The organism is Alteromonas sp. 4NS20-0143 (assembly GCF_057542855.1).
Genome location: NZ_BAAJLR010000002.1, coordinates 278,349 through 291,103 on the forward strand (window position 1 = coordinate 278,349; position 12,755 = coordinate 291,103).

Annotated in this window: 7 protein-coding genes, 1 other RNA gene and 1 pseudogene; 2 read left to right on the plus strand and 7 right to left on the minus strand. The window is 44.2% G+C overall.

What is annotated here, in order from left to right; genetic code table 11:
• Positions 1–47: 47 nt before the first annotated feature.
• From AC27HD_RS04945 to AC27HD_RS04955, 3 genes are all read right to left on the minus strand, one after another.
• Positions 48–3,005: a TonB-dependent receptor domain-containing protein gene (locus tag AC27HD_RS04945; RefSeq protein ID WP_487104208.1), complete on the minus strand. Its 2,958-nt coding sequence runs from the start codon at positions 3,003–3,005 to the stop codon at positions 48–50.
• 517 nt (positions 3,006–3,522) lie between these two features.
• On the minus strand, positions 3,523–6,462 hold the full coding sequence (locus AC27HD_RS04950) for a TonB-dependent receptor domain-containing protein (RefSeq protein ID WP_487104210.1): 2,940 nt from the start codon (positions 6,460–6,462) through the stop codon (positions 3,523–3,525).
• 347 nt (positions 6,463–6,809) lie between these two features.
• Entirely contained in the window at positions 6,810–7,901 is a 1,092-nt protein-coding gene (locus AC27HD_RS04955) for a tryptophan 2,3-dioxygenase family protein (RefSeq protein ID WP_032094457.1), read from the minus strand.
• Between the two features lie 508 nt (positions 7,902–8,409).
• On the opposite strand from AC27HD_RS04955, the pseudogene AC27HD_RS04960 reads away from it, so the two are divergent.
• Positions 8,410–8,679 (plus strand): annotated as a pseudogene (locus AC27HD_RS04960) (late competence development ComFB family protein); the annotation flags it as partial.
• Positions 8,680–8,906: 227 nt separating this feature from the next.
• On the opposite strand, the gene ffs reads toward AC27HD_RS04960, so the two are convergent.
• Positions 8,907–9,003: signal recognition particle sRNA small type (ffs, locus tag AC27HD_RS04965), an RNA gene on the minus strand.
• An 83-nt stretch (positions 9,004–9,086) separates the two neighbouring features.
• Entirely contained in the window at positions 9,087–10,145 is a 1,059-nt protein-coding gene (locus AC27HD_RS04970; RefSeq protein ID WP_032094456.1) for a Glu/Leu/Phe/Val dehydrogenase dimerization domain-containing protein, read from the minus strand.
• Between the two features lie 193 nt (positions 10,146–10,338).
• Here AC27HD_RS04970 and AC27HD_RS04975 point away from each other — a divergent pair, with 193 nt between their 5' ends.
• Positions 10,339–10,806, plus strand: a complete 468-nt coding sequence (locus tag AC27HD_RS04975; RefSeq protein WP_032094572.1) for an Lrp/AsnC family transcriptional regulator — start codon at positions 10,339–10,341, stop codon at positions 10,804–10,806.
• 73 nt (positions 10,807–10,879) lie between these two features.
• Here the strand turns inward: AC27HD_RS04975 and maiA are convergent, their stop codons facing one another.
• Together maiA and AC27HD_RS04985 are read right to left on the minus strand one after the other, a co-directional pair.
• Positions 10,880–11,533 (minus strand): maleylacetoacetate isomerase, encoded by a 654-nt coding sequence (maiA, locus tag AC27HD_RS04980; RefSeq protein WP_032094455.1) that lies wholly within the window; start codon positions 11,531–11,533, stop codon positions 10,880–10,882.
• 37 nt (positions 11,534–11,570) lie between these two features.
• Complete coding sequence (locus AC27HD_RS04985) at positions 11,571–12,581, minus strand: fumarylacetoacetate hydrolase family protein (protein ID WP_487104213.1); 1,011 nt, start codon at positions 12,579–12,581, stop codon at positions 11,571–11,573.
• Positions 12,582–12,755 lie beyond the last annotated feature (174 nt).

Consider the following 12,755-nt stretch of genomic DNA (forward strand, 5'->3'; position numbering starts at 1 on the left):
AAAAAAAGGTGGGCAATAATGCCCACCTTTTTGTCTAACAACTAAGCTTAGAAGCTAGCAGTAACACCTACGAAGTAAGTTCTACCGAACACATCGTATGTTGCAGGGTAAGTGTTTGACTGCTCAGCATTACCACCAAAACGTGGCGCTTCACGATCGAACAAGTTACGAATACCTGCATTCAAGCGATAGTTTTCGCCTAAGTGGTATGTACCAGAAAGGTCGAAGTAGCTGAATGAACCGGTGTCTTCTTGGAAGTATGTAGTACCGTCGGCGTCATCTTCTGTTGCACCGATAAAGCGCCACAGTAACTGAGCGTCGAAATCATCCATACCCCAGCTAACTGTCATACGGTGGCTGTACTCTTGAGTAGGCTCGCCACAGGTATTACCGAATGTACCAGCACAATCTACTACTGGCTCACCAACAGCTGTTTGGAACGAATTCTCGGTTGTGTATGTACCAAGGTAGTTAATACGCATGTTGCCGCCAGCAACTTCCGCTGCATAGTCAGCTACAACGTCGAAGCCAGTTAGCTTAAGCGCACCAACGTTCTGGCTAAGGATTTCTACGAAATCGATAGAGCCATCAGGGCGACGATTTACTACGTCACAGAATGCTGAGCCTGCACCGCCTAGCTCATCTTCTGGATCATAACACTTCTGTAGAACGTTGTTAGTACCACCACCGAAGCCGAATACTGCGTCTTCAATTTCAATGTCGAAGTAATCGATTGATACACTTAAATCATCCATAGGCGTAACAACAAAACCTAAAGAGAAGGTATCAGCAGATTCTTCCTGAAGATTCGGATTACCACCACTTATCTGGCGAGTCTGACCAGAAATTGCGTCTAATGTAGGAGTAAATACTGCATCAGCTGGAACACCAGTAGCTGTACAAATTGCACTTACTGCAGCTGATTGGTCAGTTGCTTGCGATGAACATGGATCTTCAGCAGGCGGGAAGCCTTCGTTCTGAGGAGAGAACAATTCACCAATGTTTGGCGCACGTACAGCACGGTTAAAGCTTGAACGTACACGAACTACGTCGTTGATTGTCCATGAACCGGCAATTTTAAACGCGTCTACACCACCAACTGTTGACCAGTCAGCGTAACGATAGGCTAGTTCTAGGTCGATTAGCTCAGCAAACTCAAGACCTTCTACAAGCGGTACGTATGCTTCAACGAAATACTCGTTTACATCAAACTCACCAGATACTGGACCTGAACCGTTAAAGCCTGCAATGGTGCTTGCAGCCAAATCTTGTGACGGGTCAAACGAGAAGCTTTCTTCACGGCGTTCAAAACCAAATGCTAGACCAACTGGACCGCCAGGAAGTTCAAAGAAATCCATGGTGTCGCCGCTGATGTTAAAGCCATAAAGCTTTTGTTCATACTCTGATGATGAATTAACACGTGTACGAAGGAAGTCTGCTGCTTGGTCAGAGATATTGCCTTCACCAAATAGATTCATTGGTGAGCAACCTACTAACCCGCCGTTCGCACTTGGATCGGCACAGCTAGGATTACCGTTGGCATCAAGTATCACTTCGCCCGTTTCTTGGTCAGTGTTAAGGAGTAAGGATTGCTGGAATCGACCAACATTTACATTACCTAGTTGGATAGAGTTTTGATTTACACGGCCAGTTTGGAAGTATGCATCATAAGTCCAAGCAGAATCACCGAAAGAACCTCGAAGCCCAGCTAGCATAGAGAACATAGTATTGTCATCTTCAACAATACGTGGACCAACTTCTAGAAGACGACGACGAAGGAGTGCAGATGCAGTATCAGCAATTCCGTCACCATCAATGTCAGCTAGAACCTCTTCACCAGCAGCATTAAGTACTGGGTTGCCGTTTGCATCAAGTTGCGAGTCACCGAAAGCATCTGAAAGTATTTGCTGTGCTGCCGGGTCGATGAACGGGTTACCATCAAGTGTAAAAGTAGAAGTTTCAAATATCGGTGTAGCGGCAAGTTGCTGAGGAACATCACTATTTGCAAAGCTTCCGCGTGCATACAGTTCAGTTGTATCATTTAATTCAAAATGACCCATTGCTGTAATGTTATGGCGTTGCTGAGGTAGCTGAAGGTAGTTTACCGGAGCAAAGTTATATTGGTCGTTTACCGCACCACTTCTAACGAACGGTCGAATACTACCGTCTTGATTGAATATAGCTGCACCGCCAAATGAATCAGGGAATGCACTACTGAAAATCGATGTCCCAGGGACACCTGACGAACCAAATGGTTCAAGGAAAAGGTTGCCGTTTTCGTCTGCAGCATCAGTTAACGCAACGCTTGAAATAGCGCGAGAATCAGCAAAAAGCGCTGAACGTTCAGTGTACTGCATGCTTATTACAACATTACCACGGTCGTCAGCGAAATTTCCGCCAAGTGTTAATGAACCGTTCCAAATTTCAGCATCGCCTTCTTCGGTGGTTTCAAAACTTGTGTTGAAATCTACGCCTTCAAAGTTTTTCTTAAGCGAGAAGTTAACAACACCTGCTACCGCGTCAGAACCGTATACCGCTGATGCACCACCAGTAAGAACTTCAACGTTCTCGATTAGCGCCGCTGGAATAGTGTTGATATCAACCGTACCGCCAGCTGTGCTTGGAACAGCGCGAATGCCGTCTACAAGTACAAGCGTTCTGTTAGTACCTAAACCACGAAGGTCAACAGTTGCAATACCGCCACCTGGGTTGTTCGATGAACGGTCAAGACCAGGAACTGTTTGAGGAAGTGTGTTAAGAAGTGCTTCAGTGTTAACTGAGTTAGTTAGTTCGAACTGCTCGATGCCAACTGTTGCTACTGGTGCGTTACTTACGAAGTCAACTTTACGGATACGCGAACCAACAACCTGAACTTTCTCTACGCTCTTTTCATCAACTTGAGCGTCTTCTTGAGCGAAAACCGGTGCACTGATGCTTGCAGCAGCTGCAAAACTAAGTGCGCCCGCCAACTTTATAGAAGTGGCGATTTTAGATTTTTTAAACATGTATGTCTCCCTGGGCTACCTACTGTCTGAGGTAGTTATGAGTCGTTTAGAACGATTTATTATAGTTAAGGTGGAAACCTCGAGCCGGATAATACCCACAACACAAGCGAGCGGTCAACACACCATGCATTACGAAACACGTAGAAAGTTCAATTTTTTTTCACTTATTTGCAAATTTTGTACAAATAAAGATACGAAATTTACAAAACCTCACATTATTTAACATGTTACGTTTTTTGATTACATTTTAAAAAAAATTTCATTTTTGGCGAGAACGCCGGACGTAATTAATTAATTTGTATTTTTTTTAACCGCAGAACTGCGTTAAGAAGTGCATTGAAAAGGAATTTAAGGTAAGCGGTGTGTATCGAAGAGAAATACCTGTTATGAGATGCGTTTTACAATAAGCACATCATGAGCGGGACATTACTGGTATAAAAACTGGTATAAAAAAAGCCTGCTTGCGCAGGCTTTTCACTTTAATTTTCTAAAATAACACGTTAGTTAGAAGGAGCTCTTAGAAGCTCATACGAACGCTAGCTGTTATTCTGCGACCCACTAAGTCGTAAAGTGGGTTGAACGTGTAACCCGGAGGTACTTTATCAAACACGTTACGCATGTTAACGAATACGCTAGTGTCATCGTTTACATTGTAACGAACGCCTAAGTCATGAGTCCAGATTGAACCAACGAATGGAATATCCAAATCTTCAGTTGAACCTGCACCACCAAGTGCCTCAGGTGTAACGTCAAAGCGCGCTGCTCTTTCAAGGAAACGGCTTGACCAGTTGAAGTTCCAATCACCAACGTTGTAGTCAACACTCGTGTTTAGCTGGTCACGAGAATCACCTACTTCGCCAGCTTCAGCATTTGCTTCATTTGGACGGTCTTGGAAAGCAAACAGGTTAAGTTCAAGGTTTCTAGTACCGAACACGTTGAAACGAACTTCACCAGGAAGGTCTAAACCAAACTCTGCTAAGTCAGCAAGGTAGCGAACTTGGAAGTCAACACCACGTGATGTACGAGCACCGGCGTTAGCATAACCAGACGTTACAAGGTCAACATCGTTGGTAGTAGGGTCACGGGTAATCTGTCCACAGAATGCAGCGTCTAGACCAGCAGAACCATTAACACAAAGGTCTAGAATATCTTGCGGCTGGATAAACGTAATCGCGTCTTCTACTTCAATATCATAGTAATCTACTGTAACAGAGAAGTTCTCAAGGAACGTAGGTGTATATACAACACCGTAAGTGAAGCTTTTCGCTGTTTCAGAATCTAGGTCTGGGTTACCGCCAGAAATGATGTCAATACTTACGTTATCGTTTGCTTGGAAGCCTTCAGGAATACCCAAGGCAGCACAGTTTGCCGCTCTATCTGGATCTTCCGAAATGTTGTCGGCATCACACGGATCGTTGATATTAGCGAAACCAGGTGATTGAGGACTAAATGCTTCAGTCACGTTAGGCGCTCGTACCGCTTCACCAATCTGTGCACGTACTCTCACGTCGTCAAACGGTGCGTAGACTAAACCAACCTGCCAAGCGTCGGCAGTACCCGCGTGAGAGTAATCAGCCGTTCTGAATGCAGCATCTAAAGACAACTCTTTAGCGAATTCCATATCTGCTAAGATGGGAAGACGAACTTCCATAAAGAATTCATCTACATCAAAGCTACCTTCTTCATCTGGCGTCGCTGCGCCTAGGAAGAAACCTGCTTTAGTAAATTCATCAGTGGTTGTTTCAGACGTCTCAGTTCTGTTTTCATAACCAAATGCAACGCCAATCGCGCCACCTTGTAGCTCTAGGAAAGCAGACGTATCAAAAGAGAACTGGGCTAAGAATACTTCTTGTGAAATGCTATCCTCACGCGTTACGTTGCCAGAAACAAAATCTTTTGCTGCATCTGAACCTTGGTTGAAACCGAAGATGTTCAGCGGTGCACAGTTGCCGCCATTAACCAGCGCAGGATCTTCATAGCCTTCACCTTGCGCTGAAGGCACTTGGCTACGACAAGCTGCTAAACCAGTTTCTGGATCGATGACTGAGTCAACTGCTGCTACAAAGTTGGTTGGGATTAGGTCGTTAAGCGTGCGACGAGTGTTGTCTGTTTGACCATAGTTATACGAGATATCGTAATCTAACATGGTTTCACCAACATCAACGAAGCCTTCAAAGCCTGTCACAACTCTAAACATAGAGCGGTCATTAGATGCAGAACGGTTACCAATATCAGTGAAGAAACGCGCTGCGCTCACACTTGTTTGACCGCCGTCTAGTAGACGCGCTCTAGTAGCTGGGTCTAGGAACGCATTGTCTTCAACATCAATAGTGATATTACCGAATCGGAACGATGGCTGGAATTGTTGCTCGATGTCAGTATCAACATATTTAATATCGCCATATACGCGAACATTGTCGCTTATGTCGTATTTGAACGTTGACGCAACCGTTACTCGGTCTTGCTTAGGCGTAAAGTTTTCAAAGTCTTCGCCGAAGAACACTGTGTCAAATCGCTCAGTAAAGTTACCGAATGCGAAGCTGTTTGTAAGGTCACGAGATACTTGGTCAACCGGTGAACCGTCTGGGTTGAAGGTAATGCGAGGACCACCACCAAATGGGTTCAAAACGGTGGTGCTGTTAATAAACTCTGAACCTACAAAAGGTACTGTCAGTCTATCTGCAACGCCGTCGTCTTCAGCTGTATCATCTGGGTTAATAACTGTACCAAACGCTCTCGCTTGTTGAAGCTCAGGTGTTAACACCTCTGAAATTCTTTGATTCTCAACGAAGAAGGTAACGTTACCACGTCCGTCATCCGTATTAGCACCGGCAAGGAAGTTATAGCGGAAGCTTTCAACGCCAATACCATTGGTATCTGTACTGCCTTGGGCATTAACTTCGAAGCCTTCATAATCATCACGCATCACAAGGTTGATAACCCCAGCGATTGCATCAGACCCATATACTGCCGATGCACCACCTGTTACAACTTCAACGGTTTTGATAAGAGATACTGGAACCGTACCAGTATCAACCGCAGATGAGCCAGGCGCACCAGCAACGTGACGTTTACCGTTTACAAGAGTTAGTGTTCTGTTAACACCTAGGTTTCTCAGGTTTGGAGAACTTAAACCCGCGTTCGCGTTGCTGTTGTTGTTCCCGATAAGCGTTGAGCCTGCGCCAACTGCTGGAAGTTCTGCCAATATACTACCCAAATCTGGAGTATCGAAACGGGCAAGCTGCTCTGCGCCAATTGACACGATAGGGGCTGGAGTAGAAAGTTCAGCACGGGCGATGCGTGAGCCTGTTACCGAGATTTTCTCAACTGCTTCTTCAGCAGATTTGTCATTCGTTGCTTCTTGTGCCATGGCAAGGTTGCTTGCAGATACTGCGAGTGCAGAACCCAATACGCAAGCTAACTTGACTGACGTAGCCAACTTAGAATTTTTAAACATGTAAGTCTCCCTGGACCTAGTACTTTATTTGTGTGTTTTTTATTTCGTTTTTACGAACTTTTTATGATCGGGCTTTGCCCTGTGCCTTACTTAATACAAAAAAAGGCCGGGGGTCAATACATGCAGTTACAAGTGCATGCTGAAAAGTTCAATTTATTTTTTAACAAAGTCAGAAAACGTAAAGCCTAGAGTACACAAACGGTACTCATTACATTTTTTTCAGAGTACCGTATAGTTTTAATGCAATGTGCATTTTTCATACAACCGATTTTCAATTTCTCGCACTTTGACGACACGTTTTGTTACATTTGCATCAATTTCACTTTATTTTGCTGGCACTCTCTTATTTACTCACTCAAGTAAAAACCGAGTTTACGTTTAATGGCATCAGGTAACTCTGGCAACGCATCTTTAGGCAAAAGAAAGGTCGCCATGTTAAAGAAGTCGAGGAAAATGCGATTTGATTCGGTTGTTCGCTTTAAGTAGTGATGTCCCGACGAACCGCCTGTTCCAATTTTTGTGCCGAGCATTCGCTGTACCATCATGGCATGACGATAACGCCAGATAGTTAATTGCTCATCAATTTCAGTCAGTGCAGTGATAAGTTGAAATGGAAGATTAAAAACCGGCTCTTCTGAATACTGCTTTATAAATAGTGCAGACAATAACGCCTCGTGACTCAATCTAAACTTATCTTCTTTGCGAAGCGCTTCAAATTTTGCGTGATCAAAAAGCGCATCAAAGTTTTCTTTAGTCGACTGCCAGTCTTTTAACTCTTGGCGTTTATCTGTTGTCGAGAGCGTATCGTTGGTTGATATCGTCTCGTGGTCGTCGCTTAGCATTTCATCTGTGGCTTGTTTGTAATAGTGCCAAAAGTCAAAGTCATCTGTTTTTAGCAGGGGCATTCTCGATAGCCATTTGTCTACAAGGTCAAATAAACTTGGCTTTGCTTCTAAGCCTTCTAATAATGCTCTGTCATCGTCGCTTAATCGGCTATAAAAACTTTGCTTATCAAAATCCACCCGAAACTCACGCTTTAACCCCAGCGATATTTCTAAGCGCTTAAATTGGATGCTTTGAAAGCCAGACGCAGGTACAAGATAATCTCTGAATGAAAGAAATTGCTGTGGTGTCATAGTTTCCATTACCGCAATTTGATCATTCATCAATCGCTGTATGGTAATGACCCGCTGAAGGCGGTGGACAACTTGAGTGAGCTGCTGGTCTTTTACTACCTTTTGATTGAAGGTATCTATGGTCGCGTTTAATTCATGCAGTATTTGTTTAAACCACAGTTCGTAAACTTGGTGCACTATGATAAACAGCATCTCTTCATGGGCCGCATCGGAATATTTCGCACTTTGGAGTTTTTGTGCGCCAAGAATTTTATCCAGCTGCAAATAATCACCGTAGTAGCAGGGTTCGATATTCTTTTTCATCGTGTTCTTCTCTGTAATTGCTTTATTTTAGTTATTTTGCGTGTTTTTGACTGCTTTTGAGATAGTTAAAGGTTTGAGATTCAGTCTCACCTACTCGACTTATATAGAATACAGGCTATACCTTTATAGTGATAGAGCACTCTCTATTCAGTAGTTAAGGGCGTGCTGACCTTTTCTGTACATTTTTGCAGCGGTCTGTGAGCTATTTAAACAAGGCGAATGGTTGAAGTTCTAGCGGGCTAAATCGAAACCATTCAACGCAGTGTAAATAGCTCACAGGCGCTGCCCGAAGGGGGCGTTATGGAAGCATTTTACTCTTTGGAACAGCCCTTTGACTTAGCCCACTAGGTTTACAGGACTGTTTCGCGATTAAAATGCTTCCATTTAGGCCAAAAATCGTACAAAAAAGGGCAGCACGCCCTAGTGTTGTGCGTATAAAATACTGTCCAATATTTAAAAGAAGTATCGCCCGTGACCGTCGATACTCAATGTGTTTGAGGTAAGTAAAATGAAACTCGATGATGATATTCATAACTATTACGAGCATTTGGTGTTAGAGCGAATTGCGAAGCTTGGTCTTGATAAGACCAAAACAGCGGATTATTTGGCCGACTTATGCTGTTTAGCGTTAAACCAAGTACCGCCGCGATATATTCGCTTTGAAGTAGACATGGCATTTTATCTACCTCAAAGCGAACGTAGACAAATGGAAATGAACGTAGAATATGCAATCAGCAAGGCGCTGCGTTTTTTGAACGATGCTGAGAAGAATGAAAAGCCACACGGGCCAGACTCTGAAGACACTGAATCCATGAATATGGAAACGGAAGCTTCTGTAAATTTAGCGGCTGAAGACTTAAAAAACGATTAGTTTAATTCTATCGTCGTAATAGTAAGCGCTTTGTTGAGTGAGCTTATATTACATCGTAAAACAGAGAGTATGGACTCAAAAGAACTTAAAACAAAAAAGTTGACAGTGAAATATTGGGGGAGGTTTGGGTGGCGGGCCTCCAGCCACATCCCGGCACATGAGTCGTCTGCTGCGGCTGCTCCCTTCCAGGCCTGACCGAGTTCACAGAGTATCATTGCGGGAGGACCAAAAGCCCACCATAGAAAACTGCAATTAGTAAGTAGCTTGCGCCCTCCTCATTGCGGGGCGCATTATGACTATTTGAATGCTAAGTTTCAAGCCTTATTAGAAAATCTCTCTTCAGCTATCACATTAGCAATGCGGTTAGTCGCTGTATTTTCCTTTTCCGCGCGCTCATAAATTTCTTTGAGCGTGTCGCCGATTTGCTCAATGTGAGCACGCAATGCTTCATTTGAGCTCGATGCCATACGCTGATGGAAGATATCGATAACACCACCGGCATTAATAACGTAGTCAGGTGCGTAAAGAATGCCACGCTTGCTGAGTAACTCGCCCATTTCTTCTCGTGCAAGCTGGTTATTTGCCGCGCCCGCAATGACTTTCGCTTTTATATCTGGCAGCGTTTGGTCGTTAATTGCAGCGCCTAACGCACACGGTGCGAGCACGTCTACGTCTAAACTTAGAATATCTTCTGGCGCTACCACGGTGGCGCCAAATTCTTTTTGCGCTTTTTCTATGCCTTCAGGGAAGATATCTGCAACATAAAGCTTTGCGCCCTGCTCATGTAAATGCTTAGCCAGTCTGTAGCCAACATGCCCCATGCCTTGAATAGCAACTGAAACACCATCTAGGCTGCGCTTTAATCCAAACTCAACAGACGCCTTTAAGCCAACGAACACGCCATAGGCTGTAGAAGGGGCTGGGTTGCCGTTTGGTACTTCACCTGCATAGTGATATTTCGCGCTAACACCAGCAATATAGTCAGACTCTTCAGCCATTGTTTGTAAGTCAGTTACAGCAATACCAGAATCTTCTGCGGTGAAATACTTGCCGCCTAAAGAATCTACAAATTTCCCCATTGCCTTCATCATTTCTGGTGTTTTTGCTTTTCTAGGGTCGCCAATAATAACTGACTTGCCACCGCCTAATTCTAAATTGGCAAGCGCTGCTTTGTATGTCATCCCCTTTGATAATCGAAGCACATCCGTAAGTGCTTCACTACTATTCACGTATGGCCACATGCGGCAACCACCGAGTGCAGGTCCAAGATTGGTATTGTGCACTGCAATAATGGCACTAAGGCCCGCTTTTTCGTCGTGATAAAAAGCCACGTGCTCGTGATTATCAAATTCTGAATGATCGAAGACTGACATACGTTCCCTATTTTTATTTGCTGTTTAATCCGTCTAGTCTAGCTGAATACGCTGAGGACAAGCGTTGCGAGTTTCTCATGTGGTTTTTACAAACCGAAACGGAAAAGAAATGAACACTATTTTACTAGGACAGCTATCCTATAATTTTTTTTACTATATAATGAACATCATAAAAACGATGGACATAACTGTTATGAAATTAGATAAGTTTGACCGTGAAATTTTACGCGTCCTACAGCAAGATGCCACCGTCTCTATGGCTGATTTAAGCCAACAAGTCGGGCTCTCTCATACTCCGTGCTGGCGACGTGTGAAGCGAATGGAAGCAGATGGCATTATCCTAGGAAAAGTGACCTTGCTAAATAGCAAAAAACTTAACCTTGGTGTGTCTGTTTTTATCTATGTCACGCTTAAAAATCACGATGGTGACTCACTGACAGATTTTGAAACGGCAGTGCAGAATATTGATGAAATCGTGGAGTGTCATACAACCAGTGGCGAGAAGGATTATTTGCTTAAAGTCATTGTAGAAAGTATTGAAGAATATGAGTTTTTATTGAAAACAAAACTGACACATTTACCGTTAGTTGATCACCTCAGTTCTACATTTGCACTCAAGCAAGTGAAAAACACCACCGAACTTCCAATCAAGCGCCAGTAGATACAAAAAGGGGCAGTAAAAAACCGCCCCTCTTTAGCTCTAAATCAAACCCAAAGCTTCTTCTATACGAAATCTAACTAGCATCGATTTGATTTTCTGGCTTAGCCTTTTCAAAAGCTTCAAGGGCATTGCAGTTGTCCGCTATTTTGCTTATCAGGGGATATTGGTCCATATCAATATTAAAGCGCTTCGCATTGTAAACTTGAGGCACTAAACATATGTCGGCCATGGTTACGTCAAAATCAAAGCAATACTTTCCTGACTGAGTTTGCAGTCGTTTTTCAATAGCATCGAACCCCAGTGTTATCCAATGGGCTGCCCACACAGACACATCATCTTGGCTGGCATTAAACGTACCTTTTAATGCATTTAACACACGAAGGTTTCCCACAGGCTGAATGTCACAAGCAATGTCCTGGGCGAGCGCCCTTACTCTCGCACGCTCTGTTTTATGCTCTGGAATTAAACGAAAGTCGCTCTCATAGCGCTCATCGAGATACTCTATGATGGCTAACGATTGATTCAAGATAATGTCTTCGTCTTCATCCACAAACGTGGGAACAAGATGAGCCGGGTTTAAGCGGGTGTAATCCATACTGTGCTGTTCGCCGCCATTGGCAACTAAATGAACCGGCACATATTCGTAGTCTACACCTTTTAAATTGAGCGCTATACGCACGCGATAAGTAGCAGTAGAACGCCAGTAACCGTGAAGCTTAATACTCATCTTATAGTTCCTCTACACATGTTAACGATTGATAGGTTTAGCGCAAAGGCTTAACTTGCTGCTCGATAGCACCAAAAATACTGACGCCACTGTCATCAAGCATTTCCATGCGAATACGATCGCCAAACTGCATAAACGGGGTGGTTGGCTTGCCATCTCGTATTGTCTCAATCATTCTCACCTCAGCAATACAGGAATAACCTACACCGCCTTCGCTGATTGCTGAGCCGTGCTCGGTGCCTTGCTTATTCGATACGGTTCCCGAGCCTATGATGGCGCCTGCACCTAAGTTACGGCTTTTAGCGGCGTGGGCAACAAGCTGACCAAAATCAAAAGTCATATCTTGTCCTGCTTCAGGCTTACCGAATAGCTCACCGTTGTAGGTCGAGCGCAACGGCAGATGTACTTTGTTATCTTGCCATGCATCACCGAGTTCATCAGGCGTAACCGCTACTGGCGAAAAGCTAGAGGCTGGTTTGGATTGGAAAAAGCCAAACCCTTTGGCTAACTCACCCGGAATTAGGCCGCGAAGGGAAACGTCATTTACCAGCATGATTAAGCGAATGCGTTCAGCGCCTTGCTCTGGTGTGCATGCCATAGGCACGTCGTCGGTAACTACCGCAACTTCGCCTTCAAAATCTATTCCCCAGTCATCGCTTGGCAAAATGATATCGTCGTTTGGCCCAATGAAATCGTCAGAGCCACCTTGGTACATCAGTGGATCGGTCCAGAAACTCTCCGGTATCTCAGCACCCCGTGCTTTTCTTACCAGCTCAACATGATTCACATAAGCACTGCCGTCTGCCCATTGAAACGCTCTCGGCAATGGAGATTCACAGCGAGTTGAGTCAAATTGCACACTGTCACCGTCATTATCATTTAACTGCTCGTATCGGCTCTGTAGCTGCGGCGCAACTTCTTGCCAGTTATCGAGGGCATATTGCATTGTTGGCGCTATGTCTAACACGGCACTCGCTCTAGACAAATCTCGTGATACCAACATAAGGATCCCATCGCGGGTTTCATTTTTATATGTAGCAAGCTTCATTCTTTTTTCCTCGATAAGCACTAAGTAAATTAGGGCACGTTTGCTTAAGTATAAGTACAGTTATGCCATTACATGTAGGGGAAAGAGAAGTGTGCACAGCCACAAGTTTTAATAAGCTGTAAGAAAGGATGTACGGGGCGTAAGGGAGAATTGCTGGCAATTGCCTGCCGACGC

What these genes read in the sequence shown, in the direction of transcription:
- AC27HD_RS04975 (WP_032094572.1), top strand. Translation starts at nt 10,339, where the DNA reads ATGAAATTAGATAAGTTTGACCGTGAAATTTTACGCGTCCTACAGCAA.
- AC27HD_RS04970 (WP_032094456.1), bottom strand. Translation starts at nt 10,145, where the DNA reads ATGTCAGTCTTCGATCATTCAGAATTTGATAATCACGAGCACGTGGCT.
- AC27HD_RS04985 (WP_487104213.1), bottom strand. Translation starts at nt 12,581, where the DNA reads ATGAAGCTTGCTACATATAAAAATGAAACCCGCGATGGGATCCTTATG.
- AC27HD_RS04945 (WP_487104208.1), bottom strand. Translation starts at nt 3,005, where the DNA reads ATGTTTAAAAAATCTAAAATCGCCACTTCTATAAAGTTGGCGGGCGCA.
- maiA (WP_032094455.1), bottom strand. Translation starts at nt 11,533, where the DNA reads ATGAGTATTAAGCTTCACGGTTACTGGCGTTCTACTGCTACTTATCGC.
- AC27HD_RS04950 (WP_487104210.1), bottom strand. Translation starts at nt 6,462, where the DNA reads ATGTTTAAAAATTCTAAGTTGGCTACGTCAGTCAAGTTAGCTTGCGTA.
- AC27HD_RS04955 (WP_032094457.1), bottom strand. Translation starts at nt 7,901, where the DNA reads ATGAAAAAGAATATCGAACCCTGCTACTACGGTGATTATTTGCAGCTG.